Here is a 17,399-nt window from a genome sequence, read left to right on the forward strand (position 1 = left end):
TTGGCTCAAGGCGCCGGCGCGAGCGTCAGGGAGTGGCTGAAGCGCGCTGGCTGGCGCTGCAGCAGCCGGGTGCCAGACCCCGCCCAGGCAGTCGCCATGTCGCGGTAGCGCGGCGAGAAGACCAGGCCGCTTTGCCCCGTCTGGTAGATGAAGGTCGATTTTTCCAGGTCCGCCAGGTCGTAGATGGCGCGCAGCGACGCGGCGTGGCGGTTGGCGAAGGGGCCCTTGGCCTCGCCCGCGTTGTACTGGCCCACGTTCACGGTGTAGCCGTCGCCATGGGATGGCACGCTCACGTCGAAGAAGCGCGCCAATGCCGCCACACTGCCAAAAGGCCGGTGGGCACTGAGCGCGGGGTGGGCATCGCCCCAGCGCCACGCGGCCGGGTCGGCGCCATAGGCGGCCTGCAGGCGATCGAGCGCACGGCCCAGGGCGGCGCCGGCCTGCTCCGCGCAGGTGGAGGGCTGGCACCACCAGGTGTCGTTGCGCTGCAGGATGCCTTCGATGCCGGCGCGGTAGTCGCGCTTGCCATAGGTGGCGGCAAAGCGTGCCTCGCCAATGCGCGGAATGATCACACCACGCGCCAGCTCGTCGGCCCAGGCGGCAAACACCAGTGGCGCTGCACGCCCGGCGTCCATCACGCCGTCAAAGTCCTTGAGCAGGGCCTGCGCCCTGGCGGCCAGCCGGTGGCTGGACTGGGCCTGCTGCAGGTGCGGCAGCAGGCGCCGGGTGGCCAGCGAGGTGATGTCGAGCTGGATGGCCTGCAGGCTGGCAGCGGTATGCCGAGGGCGTGCCTCGATCAGCTCGGCGATGCGCTCGTAGCGGTAGGGCAGCACCCAGTCCTGCGCCAGGTAGTGGGGGTAGCCGGGCGGCGTGACGCGCTGGTTGGCCGTGGCGATCCAGCCCTTGGCGCCCTCGTCCTGCGGGGTCTGGTCCAGCGGCAGCCAGCCCTTCCAGTCGTAGCGCGCGTCCCAACCGGGCGATGGGGCCACGCCGCGGATGTCGTTGTCCGGCGCGCGCACGGGCACGCGGCCCATGGCCTGGAAGCGGATGCGCCCACTCACGTCGGCCGCCAGCACGCTCTGCATGGGCGCCTGGTGGTGCTCAAAGGCAGCGAACAGGTCCTCCACCGTGGTGGCTTGGTTGACCATCAGTCCCGCCAGCACGGTCTGGTTGTCCGCCTCCAGCGCCGTCCAGCGCAGGGCCAGCACGTACTTCTTCAGGTCCAGCACGTCGGCGTGCGACTTCTGTGCATCGCTGAGCACCGGGCCGTGGCGCGTGCTGCGCAGGGCGATCTCCACGTCGGGCTTGCCCTTGACGCGGATGGTCTCCTTGCGCACGGCGAACGGCGCCCAGCCTTCGGGCGTGCGGTACTGCGTGGCGTCCGCCGGGTTGATCTGCTCCAGGTACAGGTCCTGCACGTCGGGGCTGGTGTTGGTGAAGGCCCAGCCCACGCTGGCGGTGCGGCCCAGCACCACGAAGGGCAGGCCCGGCAGGGTGGCCCCCATGGCATCGATGGCGGCGATCGGCGAACCGTCCGACGCCTTGCCGGCCGGCGCCTGCAGGCGCGCGAAGTACCAGATGGCGGGCGCGCTCAGCGAGAGGTGGGGATCGTTGGCCAGCAGGGGCTTGCCGCTTTCGGTGCGTGAACCTGCCACCACCCAGTTGTTGCTGCCCTTGCCATCGCTGGTGCCAGCGTTGTGCGTCAGCTCATCGGCCCAGGCCAGCATGCCGGCGCTGATCTGGCGCGAGAGCGGGTTGCCGCCCTGCTCTGCCGCAGGCGCAGCGTCGGGCTTTCGGGCCTGCAGCGCGGCGCCACGGGCCAGACCGGCGCTGGGCGCGGCGGCAGCGGCATCGCTGCGGTAAACGCCCAGTTGCCGGTACAGCGCCGCCAGGTCGGCCGATGCGGCGGGTGGCTCGCCGGGGTACGGCGGCATCAGCTGCCACAGCCGGTCGGTATCGAGCGTGCGGGCCACGGAAAGGCGCGCGAATTCATTGCCCCAGTTGCCGCCCAGGTCCAGCGCCATCATCAGCGCCCAGCCCACGCTGTCCTCGGGCTCCCACACCGCGCCGGCCTCGCCACCGGGCTTGGCGCCCAGCACCAGGAACTCGGGCGGCAGGGCCTGCGGTCGGTCCTTGTGGAAGGCATGGATGCCCTTGCTGTAGGCCTGCAGCGCCTCGCGGGCGTACAGGGGCAAACCGGCGTACTGCTTGCGCGCCGTGCCGATGATGTCCAGCGAGCGCATGAGCTTGTCGGTCTCCAGCGTGGCTTCGCCAAACACTTCGGAGAGCTGGCCATGCATCACACGGCGGTTGAACTCCAGCTGCCAGGTGCGCTCCTGCGCATGCACATAGCCCATGGCGAACCAGGCATCCTGCGGGCTTTGCGCGCCGATGTGCGTCACGTCCGCGCCGTCGCGCCGCACGCTCACGGGCTGGGCCAGGCCGGCGACGGTGATCTTGCCGTCCACCACCGCAAACGTGCGCTGCACGTAGATGGCAGCGCCCGCACCCGCCAGCAAGGCCGCAGCCACCAGGCCCACGGCCGTTTTCTTGATCCACGCCATTGTTGCGTCCTGTCTTGTCTCGGGTTTTCTTGTGCCAGCGATTGTGTCAGAACGTACGCAGGCGCTGAAAGCGCACCGATCCTCGCCAGCCCGCAGGCGGCATTCCAGCCTTCAGCCGAGATGCACGTTGCCGCCCACCACTTGGAAGCGCATCTTGGGCGCAGTGGACTCGCTGAAAGAGACGCCCAGCGCAATCTCCCCCGTGCCGTGCAGGATGCAGGCATCGCGGCGCAGGCGCACGGGCGAGTCGCTGCCCTCGAAGCGCACCCAGGTGCCGAAGCTGCTCATGTCGGTCAGCACGAAACCGCTGTTGCGCCAGTCGATGCGGGCGTGCAGGCGCGACACGCGGGGGTCATTGATGCGCAGCTGCATCTCGGTGGCTCGGCCCACATGCACGGGGGCATCGGCCGAGCTGAACGACAGATCCACCCCATGCCAGGAGAACTGGATCTGCCCCAGGATGGAATCGACGGGCGAGAAACTGCTGATCAGCGCCGACTGCATGGTGAGCGAGTCGGGCTCCTCGTCCTGGCGCCACTCCACCTGGTAGAGCATCAGGGTTTCGGCCTTGCCACGGATTTCCATCATCCCCAGCTTGCGGTACCAGACCGAGGCCGCAGCGCCTGCCAGCAGTACCGCCGTTTCGGTGGCCCAGATCTCGGACGGGCCGGCCCGCTCGCACAGGCGAGAGGCCACGTTCACGGCGTCACCATAGCAATCGCCATCGACATCCACCACCTCGCCACTGGCCACGCCCACGCGGATGTCCATGCGCAGGGGGTGGGGCCAGCGGTCCAGCCGCGCCAGGTGCATGCGCTGCATCTCGGCCATGGCCGAAACGGCACCGGCGGCATCGCCAAAGATGCCCAGCACCCCATCGCCCAGTTTCTTGACGACGCGGCCGGCATTGGCTTCGATGGTGTCGGCAATCCACTGGGTCAGCTGCGTCACCGCTTCGGTGGCGCGCTCGTTCCCCAGCGTCTCGTACAACGACGTACTGCCGGAAATGTCGGCAAAGACCACCGTCGATAAAACCGTCATGGGTACGCAAGCGCAGGTAACTTCATGTGAATCAGTTTAGTTCAAGCGCCCACAGAGCGCATGGCGCCACTGCGGCTGCACACGCCTGGCAACGGCCCTGCGCAGAGGCCACGGCGGCCCGGCCGGGCGGTCTTTGCTGGCGAAGCCACACGGCATGGTTTCGCCCGCACTCACAGGCCAGCAGCGCTTTGCAAGCAGTTGCCGGTGGATGGTTCGAAGCGTTCAGAGCACCGGGCATGACTTCTGCTTAATCCATTCGTACTACATTCAAAAACAAATCGAAAGTTTGCAATTGTTTGCAAAAAGCTATCGAGGCTTGTTGGCTTTATGCGAAAAGCGGGAGCGGCCCCCTTGCATTTGCGCAGTCGGCCACGTACCTTGAGTCCCTTGTTACTTATTTATGGTGAAGAACCATTCCATGCGCTGGAACAAACCCTACGTACGCGGCAGCAGCCTGCACGGCCTCATTGGCCGTGACGCACCCGCGTCGACCGCCTGGGTGCGTGACCAGCAACTGGAGGAAGTGCGCCGCGCCATGATCGGCAGCCTGTCGGGCTTCTCCGGCTGCGAAGTGGCGCGCATGAACATCCGCCTGCGCTATGCGGGCGACATCGAGGCGCTGTGGTACCTGCGCACCGACCTGCAGAGCACCCTGGTCCCCTTGCAGGGCGAGCCTTCTGCCAAAAACGTCATCGCGCAGGTGACACTCCTGTTCCAGGGTCTGTTGCCGCGCGCCCTGGGTACGCCGGTGGCACGCGCGTCGTCGGCATCCTGAGCGGCAAGCCCCTGCGGCGCGCAGCGCCTTTGTGCAGGGCCTACAGATGCCCCCAATAAATCAGCGCGTCGCGCTCTTCCACCGACAGTGACACCGTGGCCCCCACGGGCAGCAGCACCTTGGTCTCCACATGCCCGAACGGCAGGTTGGTGAGCACGGGCGCCTTGATCTGGCTGCGCAGCCAGTCCACCACCGATTGCAGCTTGTAGCCCTTGTCGTGCGGCACCAGCTTGAACTGGGTGAACTGGCCCAGCACCACGGCCTTTTGCTGCGCCAGCACGCCCGCGTGCAGCAACTGCGTCAGCAGCCGCTCGATGCGGTAGGGGTGCTCGTTCACGTCTTCCAGGAACAAGATGCCGCCCTTCACGCTGGGCAGGTAGGGTGTGCCCACCAGCGATGCCAGCACCGCCAGGTTGCCGCCCCACAGCTGGGCACTCTTCACGTAGATGTCGGGCACGGCCGGCTTGCCGGTGGTGGCATGGGGCTTTTCGCGGTGCATGCGCCAGCCCGCGCCTTCGCCGTGGCCGGTCAGCAGGTCGTCGAAGCAGGCCTCCATGATGTCGTCGGGCTCGCCCGCGACGCCGAAGTCGGCGCCCAGGGCGGGGCCGGCCCAGCTCACGGCGCCGGTCTGCGCCAGCAGCGCATTCTGGAAGGCCGTGAAATCGCTCAGGCCGACGAACTTCATGCCCTTGTCGATGGCCTTGGCCACCGCCTTGTAGCGGATGCCCGACAGGATGCGCGACAGCCCATAGCCCCCGCGCGAGATCAATGCCACATGCGCGCCGCTGGCGGCCGCGCGGTGGATGGCGGCCAGGCGGGTGTCGTCGTCGCCGGCAAAGCGGGTGTGGCTGGCCAGTGCATCCACATCCACCTCCACCTCGTGGCCCAGGGCCTTCAGGCGGGCAATGCCGCGCTTGAAAGCCGCCTTGTCGCGCACGGCGCTGGACGGCGAGTAGATATAGATGTGCTTGGGACCATGGTCATGGTCGCAATCGGCGTGGTCGTGATGGTGGTGGTCGTCGTGATCGTTGTGCAAAGCGTTCAGGCGCCAGTATCGGGCCTGCTCCGTGGAATGGAATGCCGCTGGCGGGCCGCAGAAAGCGGCGCTGGCGTGCGGTCAGGGTGCGAAGTATTCCACAGCCCGTTCGGCAATGCCCCGCCCATGCTCCTGCACGAAGTGCCCGGCCTGCGGCAGCACGACGGGATCGGGGCAGTTGCGGATGTCCTTTTGCAGTGCCTGCATGGTCGCCGGGCCCAGCACCGGGTCCTGCGCGCCCACCGCCATCAGGCTCTGGCCCTGCCATTGCTGGCGCCAGAAATCGCGGGCCTGGCGCGACAGTGCGGCTCCCGGGTCATCGGGCCCGGCGGGTACCCGCTCGGGGAAGGCGCGCAGCGCCGCGCGGTAGCCCTTGTCGGGGAAGGGTGCGTCGTAGGCCGCGCACTCGGCGGTAGACAACTGCGGGTTCCCGCGCCCCAGCAGCCGGCCCACGCCGAACAAAGGCTTGTCGCGGCACATGGCGCGCCAATCCACAAAGCCCTGTGGCAGCGGCACGTCGCCGGTGGCGAGCAGCGTGTTCATCACCAGCAGGCCGTCAAAACGCTCTGGGCAGTCCATGGGCAAGGTCAGGCCCAGAATGCCGCCCCAGTCCTGCACCACCAGCACGGTGCGCTGCAGGTTGAGGCGCTCCACCAGCTCCAGCAGTACCTGGCGGTGCCATTCGAAGCGGTGCACGGCCTCCTTCTTGGGCTTGTCGCTCTTGCCGAAGCCAATCAGGTCGGGCGCCACCACGCGGTCGCCCGCCGCCAGCCACACGGGCAGCATGTGGCGGTACAGATAGCTCCAGGCCGGGTTGCCATGCAGGCACAGCCAGGTGCGCGGCGCGTCGTGCGGGCCTTCATCCAGGTAGTGCAGGCGCAGGCCGGCCAGGCCGGGCAGGTCGCTCACGTAGTTGGGGGCCCAGGGGTAGCCGGGCAGGTCGGCAAAGGCCGCATCGGGCGTGCGCAGCGCGTCGTCGCGCAGCGGGTGGCGTGCCAGCGCGTCGGCACGCTGCTGGCTGCGCCGTGCGCCAAAAAAACCGGTGAGCAGTGCGCTGCATTCGTCCGCCAGCACCCCGCCCTGCACCTGGGTCTGGTGGTTGATGGCGGTGTGGGCGAACAGGTCGAGCACCGAGCCTGCGGCGCCCGTCTTCGGCTGCGAGGCACCGAACACCACGCGCGCCAGGCGCGAATGCAGCATCGCCCCGCTGCACATGGCGCAGGGCTCCAGCGTGACATAGAGCGTGCAGCCGTCGAGCCGGTAGTTGCCCAGGCGCTGCGCGGCCGCGCGCAGTGCCACGATCTCGGCATGCGCCGTGGGGTCGTTGGCCTGCACGGGGGCATTGCGCCCGGTAGCGATCACCTGGCCGTCCTTGACGACCACGGCACCCACCGGCACCTCGCCCGCATCGGCGGCGGCGCGCGCCTCGGCCAGCGCCAGGCGCATGCCGTCTTCGTCGGTGAGCACCACAGCCACCACCGTCACTTGTCGGCGTCCGGCAGGGCCTGCGCGCGCTGCTTCATGATGTCATCGAGCTGCTGCTGAATCTGTTGCTGCACCTGCTGGCTTTGCTCGCGCACATTGCCTGTGGGGTTGATCACCGGGGCCGATGCACCGGTGCCCGCGATGGGCGCCTGCTGCAGCGCCGCCGCAGGTGCGCGCGTGGCCGACAACTGCTTCTTGGCAATGATGCCCACGATGGCCAGCACCACGACCAGCCCCACCAAACCAAACAATCCACGCATTCCCTGCTCCCGGTACGCGACTGACAAAACTCTTCTGGCGTCGTTGCTGCGTCTTGTCGTACTACCGTACTGCCTGCGACGCAGCGCCTAGCCAAAACCGCTTCGCTGAGTTTTGTCAGCCGCTTGTTTTACTGTGCAGCCCGCACTGTAAACCGGGACGGCGGTGAAGGAGGTCAATGCGTCATCGGCAACGCAGCTCCCATCAGCCCGAACAAGGCCCCACAGGCGCGGTTGAACTTGCGCCCCGTGCGTTGCAGCCAGGGGCGGATGCGGTGCGCCAGGCTCGCCAGGCCGAACTCCACCAGGCACTCGACCGCCGCGAAGGTGCCCGCCATGACCACGAACTGCAGCCACAGATCACGCCCCGGCACGATGAACTGCGGCAGGAACGCACCGTAGAACAGCAGCACCTTGGGGTTGGAGATGGCGGCCAGCAGTCCTTGCCGAAACAGCCTGCCGCCCGTGACCACCCGCTCGCCCCGGGCACTCGGCAAAGCATCCAGCTGCATGGCCGGCGCCCGCCACAGCTGGATGCCCAGCCATACCAAATAGGCGCCGCCCACCCATTTCATCACCGTGAGCGCATGGGCCGACGATTGCAGCAGCGCGCCTATGCCCAGCATGGACAACCCGATCAGCGCCACGAAACCCACCGCCCCGCCACCAATGGTCCACAGCGTGCGCGCCCGCCCGTGCAGGGCGCCATGGGCCAGCACCAGCAGGCTGTTGGGGCCGGGGGTCAGCGACAGGCCGATGACCGCGAGCAGGTAGACCAGCCAGATTTTCAGTTCCATTGCGGCACCATCTTCTTGAATATGGTCTGCAGTCTAGGTGGGTGGGGTCGTCCATATGGCATCGAATTTGGCTATTATCAATACCAAACTGGACTCCCCCATGAGCGCCCCCAGCCCCCTGCCCCGCCCCGACGTGCGCCTGTTGCTGCTGCCGCTGCCCGACTTCGCGCTGCTGCCCTTTGGCGGCTTTCTGGACAAGCTGCGCTTTTCGGCCGACGACGAGGACCACAGCCGCCAGCGCTACTGCGCCTGGACGCTGCTGGGCATCGACGATGCGCCCGTGCTCTCCAGCAGCGGCGTGCAGGTGAACATGGACACCACGGCCGACGCCGTGGACCTGGCGGCGTTCGACTACCTGGTGGTCTTTGGCAGCCGCACGGTGCAGGCCTCGCGCGCGTATGTTCAGGCCTATGGCCCGCTGCTGCGCAAGGCGGCATCGTGGGGCCTGCCTCTCGTGGCCATCGACAACGCCAGCTTTCTGCTGGCCGAGGCCGGCCTGCTCAAGGGCCACCGCGTGGCGCTGCACTGGCGCCATGTGGCCGAGTTCCGCGAGGCCTTTCCGCGCATCGTGGTGGCCGATGAACTGATCTATTGCTTCGACCGCGACCGCATCACCTGCGCGGGCGGCACGGCGGCCATCGACATGGCGGTGGAGCTGCTCTCACGCCACTGCGGCCGCGTGCGCGCCTTCAAGGGCCTGGCCGACATGCTGGTGGACGCGCCCCGGCACCAGGCGCACCACCTGCAGTCGATGGAAGGCGCAGGGCCCGACCTCACCCGCCACCTGTCGCGCGCGGTGGCGCTGATGCGCAGCGCCCTGGCCGATGGCCTCACCGTGGCGGATCTCGCCGAGCGCATCGGCATCGGCCGCCGGCAGCTGGACCGGCTGTTCGCCGAGCAGATGGGCATGAGCGCCCATGACCACTGGACGAAGATGCGCATGGAGCACGCCCACTGGCGCGTGACCAATTCGCACCACAGCCTGGCCGCCATTGCCGACGAGGTGGGCCTGGGCAATGCCAGCAGCCTGGCACGGCTGTTCCGCAAGCACTATGGCACCAGCCCTGGCGCGGTGCGCGCAGGGCGGGCTGGAGCCGCGCGCTGAAAGATCAGTTCAGCGCTACGCGGCTACCGTCCTTGTAGGTGTACAGGGTCACGGCGGGCGTGGTCAGCTCACCCTTGCTGGTGAAGGCGATGTTCGCCGTCACGCCCTTGTACTCGGTCTTGCCGATGAACGGGATGAACACCTTGGGGTCCACCGAGTTGGCGCGCTTCATGGAATCGACCAGCACCATGGCCGCGTCGTAGGCGTAGGGGCTGTAGATCTGGAACTGGCCGGGGAACTTGGCGTCGTAGCGCTTCTTCCAGTCGGCGCCGCCCTGCATCTTGGCAACCGAGGCGCCGCCCGTGGCGCAGGTCACGTTCTTCAGGGCGGGCGTCTTGCCAGCCAGCTCGGGCAGCTTTTCGGTGCACAGGGCGTCGCCGCCGAAGAACTTCACGTTGCCCAGGCCCAGCTGATCCAGCTGGCGCAGCATGGGGCCGGCCTGCGCGTCGAGGCCGCCGTAGAAGATGGCGTCAGGCTTCTTGTTCTTGATGGCGGTGAGAATGGCCATGAAGTCCGTGGCCTTGTCGGTGGTGAACTCCTCGCCCACCACCTTGAGGCCCTTTTGCTGCGCCGTGGCCTTGAAGACCGAGGCCACGCCCTGGCCGTAGGCCGTGCGGTCGTCGATGATGGCCACGGACTTGAGCTTGAGGTGGTCGGCCGAGAAGATGGCCAGCGCCGCACCCAGCGCGCTGTCGTTGGCGATCAGGCGGTAGGTGGTCTTGTAGCCGGGCTTGGTCAGGTCGGGGTTGGTGGCAGCGGCCGTGATGTGCGGCACACCGCACTTGTCGTACACCGATGCGGCGGGGATGGAGGTGCCCGACTGCAGGTGGCCCACCACGCCAGCCACCTTCTGGTCGCACAGCTTTTGCGCCACGGCCGTGGCCTGCCGCGGGTCGCCCGCATCGTCTTCGGCAGCGATCTCGAACTTGATCTTCTTGCCACCAATCACCAGGTTCTGCGCGTTCAGGTCATCGAGCGCCAGGCGCACGCCGTTTTCCGTGTCCTTGCCGATATGGGCAATGCCGCCCGACAGCGGGCCCGCGTGGGCGATCTTGACGACCTGCACGTCCTGCGCCAGGGCGGCGGAGCAGACAACGGTGGCGGCTGCCGCAGCAACCAGTGAGAGATGAAAGCGCGAACGGTAAGCAAAAGACACGGGCAAAACTCCGGATGAACAAGGACAAGGGAGAGCGCTCTGACCAGAGGCCCGGCCAGGCGCCGCCATCCTATCCCGTCTTCGGTACATCAGACTTGCACAACAGAATTGCATACAGCATTAGTCGAGCTAATTGCAATCCCATTGGACCGGGAGTGGCCGCCGCTGGGATAATTGCGCCCCATGTCTCTCTTGCCCCACCAGCTCGAACTGCTCGCGCCTGCGCGCGATGCGGACATTGGCATCGAAGCCATCAACCACGGTGCCGACGCCGTCTACATCGGCGGCCCGGCCTTCGGCGCGCGCGCCGGGGCGGGCAACGACATCCGTGACATTGCGCGCCTGGTACGCCACGCGCACCGCTTCAACAGCCGCATCTTCATCACGCTCAACACCATCCTGCGCGACGACGAGTTGGAAGACGCGCGCCAGATGGCCTGGCAGGTCTACGAGGCCGGGGCCGATGCGCTGATCATCCAGGACATGGGCCTGCTTGAAATCGACATGCCGCCCATCCAGCTGCATGCCAGCACGCAGACCGACATCCGCACGCCCGAGAAGGCGCGCTTTCTGCAGGACGCGGGGCTGTCGCAGATCGTGCTGGCGCGCGAGCTCACGGTGCAGCAGATCGCAGCCGTCCACATGGCCCTGGGCCCGGTGGACGCGCCGGGGCGCGCCAACATCGAGTTCTTCATCCACGGTGCGCTGTGCGTGGCCTACAGCGGCCAGTGCAACATCAGCCATGCGCAGACCGGCCGCAGCGCCAACCGCGGCGACTGCAGCCAGGCCTGCCGCCTGCCCTACCAGGTGACCGACGCGCAGGGCCGCTTCATCGCGCACGACAAGCACGTGCTCAGCATGAAGGACAACAACCAGAGCGACAACCTGCGCGCGCTGATCGATGCCGGCGTGCGCAGCTTCAAGATCGAAGGCCGCTACAAGGACATGGGCTACGTGAAGAACATCACGGCCCACTACCGCACCCTCATCGACGGCATCATGGAGGAGCGCGAGTCCTCTGGCCACCCGCTGTCGCGCTCGTCGAGCGGGCGCACCAGCTTCACCTTCACGCCCGACCCGCTGCAGAACTTCAACCGCGAGTTCACCGACTACTTCGTCACCGGCCGCAAGCAGGACATCGGCGCCTTCGACACCCCCAAGAACCCCGGCCAGGCCATCGGCTGGGTCACCAAGGTGGGCGCCGATTTCGTGGAGCTGGAAGTGAGCAGCCCCGAGACCGTGCTGCACAACGGCGACGGCCTGTGCTACTACGACCTGCACAAGGACCTGGTGGGCATGGCCATCAACCGGGCCGAACCCGTGTCGCCGCGCAGCACCACGCAGTGGCGCGTGTTCCCCAAAGACCCGATGGAGGGCTTCAAGGACCTGCGCCGGGGCACCGAGATCAACCGCAACCGCGACATGGACTGGGTGCGCACGCTCGACAAGAAGTCGAGCGACCGCCGCATCGGCCTGTGGGTCTACCTGTCCGAAACGCCGACCGGCTTTGCGCTGACCCTGACCGACGAAGACGGCTATGCCGGCGGCGCGCAACTGGACCACGCGCACCAGCCGGCCACCGACGCCACCCAGGCCGACGCCAGCCTGCGCGAGCACCTGGCCCGCTTTGGCGCCACCATCTTCGCGGTGAACGACGTGGGCCTGCAGCTCTCGCAGCCCTGGTTCATCCCCGCATCGGCCGTCAACGCGCTGCGCCGCGACGCGCTGGCCGACCTGGAGGCCAACCGCGCCAAGGGTTTTACGCGCCTGCAGCGCGCCACCCCGGTGGAGCCCCCGGCCCTGTACCCCGAGGACACGCTGAGTTTTCTGGGCAACGTGTTCAACCACAAGGCGCACGACTTCTACGTGCGCCACGGCGTGAAGGTGATCGACGCCACGTATGAGGCGCACGAGGAAGAAGGCGAAGTCAGCCTCATGATCACCAAGCACTGCGTGCGCTTCTCGATGAGCCTGTGCCCCAAGCAGGCCAAGGGCGTCACCGGCGTGCAGGGCACCATCAAGGCCGAGCCCTTGATGCTCATCAACGGCAAGGAAAAACTGACCCTGCGCTTTGACTGCAAGCCCTGCGAGATGCACGTGGTGGGCAAGATCAAGCGCCAGGTGCTCAACAGCCAGGCGCGTGAGACGCCGCTGAATTTTTACCGCACGCGGCCGCAGCAGGGCAGTTGAGACGGCCCCCAAAGCTCCCTTGGTGGCTGGGCACAAGGCCGGCTTCCCGCGCCTGAAAGAGACCGTTCTGAGCTACCACGGGGCTGTCTGCACAGGGGCCCCGCCGCCTTCATCGGCCGCGCCCGCGTCGTGCCCCTACGCAACACGGGAGCCGCGCTGGCACCGCAGAACGCCTTTCTCATCCGGCAAGGCATCGAAACCCTGGCCCTGCGCATGGACCGCATCTGCGACAACACCCTGGCCATCGCCGAGTACCTGCAGGCCCATCCCAAGGTCGAATGGGTGCGCTACGCCGGCCTGCCCGAACACCCGGACCATGCGCTGGTGCAGCGCCAGTTGGGCGGGCGCGCGTCGGGCATTTTGAGCTTTGGGGTCAAGAACAGCGATGCCGATCCGCGTGCTGCGGGGGCGCGTTTTCTCGATGCGCTGCAGCTGTTCACCCGCCTGGTGAACATTGGCGATGCGAAGTCACTGGCCACGCACCCGGCATCGACCACGCACCGCCAGCTCAATCCAGAGGAACTGGCCAAGGCGGGGGTGAGCGAGGGGATGGTGCGGTTGTCGGTGGGGATTGAGCACATCAGTGATCTGAAGGCGGATTTGGAGCAGGCGCTGGGCAAAGTGTAAAAGCAGTGTGGCTCCATTGGGCAGGACCAGGGTTGCCTGAGACGTAGAAAACGCCCATTAGACTGGACGGTGAACACGCCGCGCCCTGCGGCACCTAAATCATGCCAAGCGACCCATGCACGAAATTTCGTTGAAAGTGATCATCAAGACCCCCGACAGCGATACCGGTGCCTGGCTTGGACAAATCAGCGAAACGCTGGAGACAGGCACGCTGGCCGCCTTGGCCACTGCCTTTGGCGGCCCAGTCGGCGCCGTAAATCGGCCGCTGGACACAGCAGCCACCATCACCGGCAAGAAAATCTCCAAGGACCTCTACGGCCTCGATCTCTTCGGCGACGCTTGCGAAGAGGTGCTGGCCGTTCTTTGCGAGGCGAAAAGCGCGATGTTCTGGGCCTTCATGTCACACGAGAACGGGCATGACATGTATGCTTTCAACGATGGGGCGGGCACGTGGTCGCGCTCCGTCTTCTGGGAAAATGGCAGCGATCCGGCAGAAGACAAGCGGGAGGCCGAGCAGGAATGGTGGGCGAGCATGCCCAAACCCGTGCTTGCCCAGGTGGCCAACGATGTGCCGGAGGCGCTTGTGCGCATTGCTGCGCACAAGGAGAAGATGGCCGTGGAAGTCGACCACTGGCGCCACTTCCTGAACCGGCACATCGACAGGGACGGGCTCATCCTCAAGATGCGGGTCAAGAACAAGAAGGCGCGGTCAGCGCTTTACCGCAGGCTCAAGACCCACATAACCATACCCAACGCAGACTTCTCCAAGCTCCCAAGCCATCTCACGGAGTTGCGTATCGGCTACCTGGGAAAGGACGATGGGGCACGCTATCCCGACTGGTCCCAAACGATGAAAGCCCCCGAGGCCTTGGCGCAAGGACTGATGTTCGTGGAAGAGTCAGGCAACTACCTGCATGTCGGGTTCCAGATGGACAACATCAAGCCCTACCTCAGCGGCGAATGCAATGTCAGCCCGAATGGCAACTACGCCACCAACATGGTGCACTACTTCCATTTTCTTTCAGACAGCATTTCGGGCCGAGCAGTACACAGGATAGGGGATCAATTCGTCACCAACGACATCATGGAGCATGACGGAAATCTGTACCTCCAATAGCCCTTGCGCAACGCTTGCGGACCGACACGGGCCCCCGAACAGTCCATGAAAACATTGGCATTCACCGCTTCATCCATCCTGGCGCTGCTGGTCGTGGCCTATTTTGGTGTCCTCTACGTGCCCGAAGCGGCTACAGGCGTCCGCCTGAAAATGGGCTCCGCCACGGAAGAAACAATCCCCCAGGGCATCCACATAAGCATCCCATGGCTGTACGAAATCCAGGTGTTCTCCGGAGCAATCCACATATCGCAGCTGGAAATCAATGTCGACGGCCACGCCTGCGAACCAGGTCCACGCGCAAAGCTACGCACCCTGTGGCGTATTGTCGACGCCCGGCGGTTCATGCCGCTGGTGGCGGCAAGCCCCGGAACATCGGTGGCGGCATTGGGCGAGCGCCAGATACTGCAAACATTCTGTGCGCTGAGCAAGGCTCACCCGGAGGCGTCAAAGCACAGCGGCAGCCCATCGCCGAACCTTGAAGACGGATCGATGGAGACGCTACTCAATCAGTCGCTGGTGCAAGGCTTCGGAGTCGAAGTGCTGAACATGTCAAAAAGCACACGCTAGGACAGTGCCAACAGGTACTTTGGCTTAGACCTGCACAAGCACCCGGTCTCCAGCACAACTACACATCCCGCGCCAACCGCACCCCCGAAAACTGCCACCGCGCAGTCGCCGGAAAGAAGTTGCGGTACGTGGCCCGCACATGCCCCGCAGGCGTGGCGCACGAGCCCCCGCGCAGTACATACTGGTTGACCATGAACTTGCCGTTGTACTCACCCACGGCGCCCTCGGCCGTGCGAAAGCCGGGGTACGGGGCGTAGCTCGACTGGGTCCACTGCCAGGCATCGCCGAACATCTGCGCCATGCCCCCACCCTCGGCCGCACCGGGGTGCAGCAGTGCATCGGGGCCGTCGACAAAGTGGCCTTGCAGGGGCTGGCGCGCGGCGGCGCATTCCCATTCGGCCTCGGTGGGCAGGCGGGCGCCGGCCCAGCGGGCGTAGGCGTCGGCTTCGTAGTACGACAGGTGCACGGCGGGCAATGCGCTGGCCAGGGGTACGAGGCCGGCCAGGGTGAATTCGTGCCACGCATCATCGCCACCGCCCTGCCCTGCGCGGTGCCAGTAAATCGGTTGTTCAAGGCCTTGCGCGGTGCGCCAGTCCCAGCCTTCGGCCAGCCAGTGGGCGGGGTTGCGGTAGCCGCCGTCTTCGATGAAGGCGGCATACTCGCCATTGCTCACCAGGCGCGATGCCAGGGCGTGGGGCTGCAGGTAGACGCGGTGGCGCGGCAGTTCGTTGTCGAAAGCAAAAACGCCAGAGTTGCCGGCATGGCCGATTTCGACCACGCCGCCGTCGCTGCGGTGCCAGGTGAGGGGCTGGGCGGGGCCGCTGCCTGCAGTAGTATCAGCGGGCTGGCGGGTGTGGTACGCCGGGAACAGCGGGTTGCACGAGAGCAGGTGCTTGATGTCGGTGACCAGCAGCTCCTGGTGCTGCTGCTCGTGGTGCAGGCCCAGCTCGACCAGGGCCAGCAGCTTGGCGTTGCCTGCGTGGCGGGCCAGCAGGCGCTGCATGCGCTCGTCCACATTGGCGCGGTAGGCCAGCACCTCGGCCAGCGAGGGGCGTGTGAGCAGGCCGCGCTGCGCGCGCGGGTGCTTGGCGCCCACGCCGTTGTAGTACGAGTTGAACAGCACGCGGAACGCGGGGTGGAACGGCGCAAACGCCAGTTCATGCGGTTCCAGCACAAAGGTCTCGAAGAACCATGTGGTGTGCGCCAGGTGCCATTTGGCGGGGCTGGCGTCGGGCATGGACTGGGCGCAGGCGTCTTCCGCCGACAGGGGCGCCGCCAGCTCCACCGAGCGCTGGCGCACGGCGGCGTAGTCGGCGGGCTGAGGGGGCGGGTTCGTCGTCGTCGCCAGGGTGTTCATCATCCTGCCAGTGTGCCCCAGCGTGGCGGCATTCGGCTGGGAAAATCGCTCGGGCAACCCCGCGTTGCCGTGCAGTGGTGGCGGCGCAAGCCGCGTGTCAAGGCTGCGCATGCACCACCGCAAACCAGCCACGCGGATCGGTCCAGGCCTGGGCACGCGAGAAGCCGGCGCGCGCCAGCAGGTCGGTGAATGCGGGCAGCGTGTACTTGTAGCTGTTCTCGGTGTGGATGCACTCGCCCGCCGCAAAGTCGCGTACACCGCCGCCCTGCCAGCGCACCTGCAGGGGCGACATGGCCTGCAGGTGCATTTCAATGCGCGACTGCAGGGTGTTGAAGAAGGCCAGGTGGCGCCACTGCGCGGGGTCGAAATTGCTGCCGATAAGGCGGTTCACGTGCGTGAGCACATTGAGGTTGAAGGCAGCGGTAACGCCGGCGGCATCGTCGTACGCGGCCTCCAGTACGTCCACATCCTTGGGCAGGTCGATGCCGATGAGCAGGCCACCGTTGGCATGCGGTTCACCCTCGCCGTCCACCAGGTCGCGCATCTGCTTCAGCAGCATCAGCGCATGCGGTGGGTCGAAGTTGCCGATGGACGAACCGGGGTAGAACACCAGGCGCCCGGTGCGCGGGATGTCGGCCGGCAGGGTGACGCCGCGCGTCATGTCGGCGCCCACGGCGCGGGCGTCCATGCCGGGGAATTCTTCGCGCATGCGGGCCACTGCGTCCTGCAGAAAGTCGGCCGAGATGTCCACGCCCACAAAGCAGGCCGGCGCCAGCGTGCGGCACAGGGTGCGCGCCTTTTCGCAGTTGCCAGCGCCCAGTTCAATCAGCGTACGGCCGTGGCCCACGGCGTCTGCAATGGCGGCGGCGTGCTGCTGCATCACCGCATGCTCGGTGCGGGTGGGGTAGTACTCGGGCAGTCGGGTGATGGACTCGAAGAGCTCCGAGCCGAGCTGGTCGTAAAAATACTTGGGCGAGATGGTGGCGGGCTGCTGCAGCAGGCCCTCGGTAATCTCGTCGAATACGGACTGGTCTGCCAGCGCGGATACGGGGGCTTGCGCGTTGTCGGTCTCGGGGGCCAACCCCTCGAAGGCTTCGAAGGCCAGGTGGGGTGGCTTGGCGTTCGAGGCCGCTTGGCGCGGCGCGCCCTGGGTTGGAAGCAAGGGCGACGGGTTCTGGAGGAGTGCGTGGGCCATGGTTCGGTAGGTTAGCGGCGGGGCCGGGGCCCCAAAGTAGGACGAGCGCGCATGTGCCTGATCATGGGGCATCCTGGATGGCGCTGCTTGGGCGCAACTGCGCAGGCTTTCCTGTCATCGGGCCATGCCA

The 17,399-nt window shown here is 66.6% G+C and carries 14 protein-coding genes and 1 pseudogene; 6 read left to right on the forward strand and 9 right to left on the reverse strand.

What is annotated here, in order from left to right:
* Positions 1 to 5 precede the first annotated feature (5 nt).
* Both ASE31_RS20020 and ASE31_RS20025 read right to left on the reverse strand, forming a co-directional pair.
* Complete coding sequence (locus ASE31_RS20020; RefSeq protein ID WP_057203570.1) at positions 6 to 2,564, reverse strand: penicillin acylase family protein; 2,559 nt, start codon at positions 2,562 to 2,564, stop codon at positions 6 to 8.
* A 111-nt stretch (positions 2,565 to 2,675) separates the two neighbouring features.
* The gene (locus ASE31_RS20025; RefSeq protein ID WP_057203571.1) at positions 2,676 to 3,605 is read right to left on the reverse strand and encodes an adenylate/guanylate cyclase domain-containing protein; all 930 of its coding nucleotides are present in this window, start codon (positions 3,603 to 3,605) and stop codon (positions 2,676 to 2,678) included.
* Between the two features lie 418 nt (positions 3,606 to 4,023).
* Here ASE31_RS20025 and ASE31_RS20030 point away from each other — a divergent pair, with 418 nt between their 5' ends.
* Entirely contained in the window at positions 4,024 to 4,380 is a 357-nt protein-coding gene (locus ASE31_RS20030) for a hypothetical protein (RefSeq protein ID WP_057203834.1), read from the forward strand.
* Between the two features lie 40 nt (positions 4,381 to 4,420).
* On the opposite strand, the gene ASE31_RS20035 is transcribed toward ASE31_RS20030, so the two are convergent.
* The 4 genes from ASE31_RS20035 to ASE31_RS20050 all read right to left on the reverse strand — a co-directional run bounded on the left by ASE31_RS20035 (position 4,421) and on the right by ASE31_RS20050 (position 7,955).
* Entirely contained in the window at positions 4,421 to 5,416 is a 996-nt protein-coding gene (locus tag ASE31_RS20035; RefSeq protein ID WP_057203572.1) for an LD-carboxypeptidase, read from the reverse strand.
* Between the two features lie 81 nt (positions 5,417 to 5,497).
* On the reverse strand, positions 5,498 to 6,892 hold the full coding sequence (tadA, locus tag ASE31_RS20040) for a tRNA adenosine(34) deaminase TadA (protein ID WP_082604300.1): 1,395 nt from the start codon (positions 6,890 to 6,892) through the stop codon (positions 5,498 to 5,500).
* A 5-nt stretch (positions 6,893 to 6,897) separates the two neighbouring features.
* Entirely contained in the window at positions 6,898 to 7,161 is a 264-nt protein-coding gene (locus tag ASE31_RS20045; protein WP_057203573.1) for a hypothetical protein, read from the reverse strand.
* Positions 7,162 to 7,334: 173 nt separating this feature from the next.
* Complete coding sequence (locus ASE31_RS20050; protein WP_057203574.1) at positions 7,335 to 7,955, reverse strand: LysE family translocator; 621 nt, start codon at positions 7,953 to 7,955, stop codon at positions 7,335 to 7,337.
* A 100-nt stretch (positions 7,956 to 8,055) separates the two neighbouring features.
* Between ASE31_RS20050 and ASE31_RS20055 the strand changes: the two genes are divergently transcribed.
* On the forward strand, positions 8,056 to 9,060 hold the full coding sequence (locus tag ASE31_RS20055; protein WP_057203575.1) for a GlxA family transcriptional regulator: 1,005 nt from the start codon (positions 8,056 to 8,058) through the stop codon (positions 9,058 to 9,060).
* Positions 9,061 to 9,064: 4 nt separating this feature from the next.
* Here the strand turns inward: ASE31_RS20055 and ASE31_RS20060 are convergent, their stop codons facing one another.
* Positions 9,065 to 10,180, reverse strand: a complete 1,116-nt coding sequence (locus ASE31_RS20060; RefSeq protein WP_057203836.1) for a branched-chain amino acid ABC transporter substrate-binding protein — start codon at positions 10,178 to 10,180, stop codon at positions 9,065 to 9,067.
* Positions 10,181 to 10,399: 219 nt separating this feature from the next.
* Between ASE31_RS20060 and ASE31_RS20065 the strand changes: the two genes are divergently transcribed.
* The 4 genes and pseudogenes from ASE31_RS20065 (at position 10,400) to ASE31_RS20080 (ending at position 14,717) form a co-directional block, all read left to right on the forward strand.
* On the forward strand, positions 10,400 to 12,406 hold the full coding sequence (locus ASE31_RS20065) for a U32 family peptidase (RefSeq protein WP_057203576.1): 2,007 nt from the start codon (positions 10,400 to 10,402) through the stop codon (positions 12,404 to 12,406).
* 25 nt (positions 12,407 to 12,431) lie between these two features.
* Positions 12,432 to 13,033: pseudogene (locus ASE31_RS20070) on the forward strand (PLP-dependent transferase); the annotation flags it as partial.
* Between the two features lie 115 nt (positions 13,034 to 13,148).
* A complete protein-coding gene (locus ASE31_RS20075; protein ID WP_057203577.1) occupies positions 13,149 to 14,150 on the forward strand; it encodes a hypothetical protein in 1,002 nt (333 codons plus the stop codon).
* A 45-nt stretch (positions 14,151 to 14,195) separates the two neighbouring features.
* Positions 14,196 to 14,717 carry a hypothetical protein gene (locus ASE31_RS20080; RefSeq protein WP_157412594.1) on the forward strand — a complete coding sequence of 174 codons (522 nt, stop codon included), beginning with the start codon at positions 14,196 to 14,198 and terminating at the stop codon, positions 14,715 to 14,717.
* A gap of 58 nt (positions 14,718 to 14,775) precedes the next feature.
* Here the strand turns inward: ASE31_RS20080 and egtB are convergent, their stop codons facing one another.
* The gene (gene egtB / locus ASE31_RS20085) at positions 14,776 to 16,074 is read right to left on the reverse strand and encodes an ergothioneine biosynthesis protein EgtB (protein WP_235514713.1); all 1,299 of its coding nucleotides are present in this window, start codon (positions 16,072 to 16,074) and stop codon (positions 14,776 to 14,778) included.
* Between the two features lie 97 nt (positions 16,075 to 16,171).
* Entirely contained in the window at positions 16,172 to 17,269 is a 1,098-nt protein-coding gene (gene egtD, locus ASE31_RS20090; RefSeq protein ID WP_235514699.1) for an L-histidine N(alpha)-methyltransferase, read from the reverse strand.
* Positions 17,270 to 17,399 lie beyond the last annotated feature (130 nt).

It is taken from the genome of Acidovorax sp. Root217 (assembly GCF_001428645.1).
GTDB lineage: Bacteria > Pseudomonadota > Gammaproteobacteria > Burkholderiales > Burkholderiaceae_C > Acidovorax.

What these genes read in the sequence shown, in the direction of transcription:
- ASE31_RS20045 (WP_057203573.1), bottom strand. Translation starts at nt 7,161, where the DNA reads ATGCGTGGATTGTTTGGTTTGGTGGGGCTGGTCGTGGTGCTGGCCATC.
- egtD (WP_235514699.1), bottom strand. Translation starts at nt 17,269, where the DNA reads ATGGCCCACGCACTCCTCCAGAACCCGTCGCCCTTGCTTCCAACCCAG.
- ASE31_RS20075 (WP_057203577.1), top strand. Translation starts at nt 13,149, where the DNA reads ATGCACGAAATTTCGTTGAAAGTGATCATCAAGACCCCCGACAGCGAT.
- ASE31_RS20020 (WP_057203570.1), bottom strand. Translation starts at nt 2,564, where the DNA reads ATGGCGTGGATCAAGAAAACGGCCGTGGGCCTGGTGGCTGCGGCCTTG.
- egtB (WP_235514713.1), bottom strand. Translation starts at nt 16,074, where the DNA reads ATGAACACCCTGGCGACGACGACGAACCCGCCCCCTCAGCCCGCCGAC.
- ASE31_RS20080 (WP_157412594.1), top strand. Translation starts at nt 14,196, where the DNA reads ATGAAAACATTGGCATTCACCGCTTCATCCATCCTGGCGCTGCTGGTC.
- ASE31_RS20050 (WP_057203574.1), bottom strand. Translation starts at nt 7,955, where the DNA reads ATGGAACTGAAAATCTGGCTGGTCTACCTGCTCGCGGTCATCGGCCTG.
- ASE31_RS20055 (WP_057203575.1), top strand. Translation starts at nt 8,056, where the DNA reads ATGAGCGCCCCCAGCCCCCTGCCCCGCCCCGACGTGCGCCTGTTGCTG.
- ASE31_RS20065 (WP_057203576.1), top strand. Translation starts at nt 10,400, where the DNA reads ATGTCTCTCTTGCCCCACCAGCTCGAACTGCTCGCGCCTGCGCGCGAT.
- ASE31_RS20025 (WP_057203571.1), bottom strand. Translation starts at nt 3,605, where the DNA reads ATGACGGTTTTATCGACGGTGGTCTTTGCCGACATTTCCGGCAGTACG.
- ASE31_RS20030 (WP_057203834.1), top strand. Translation starts at nt 4,024, where the DNA reads ATGCGCTGGAACAAACCCTACGTACGCGGCAGCAGCCTGCACGGCCTC.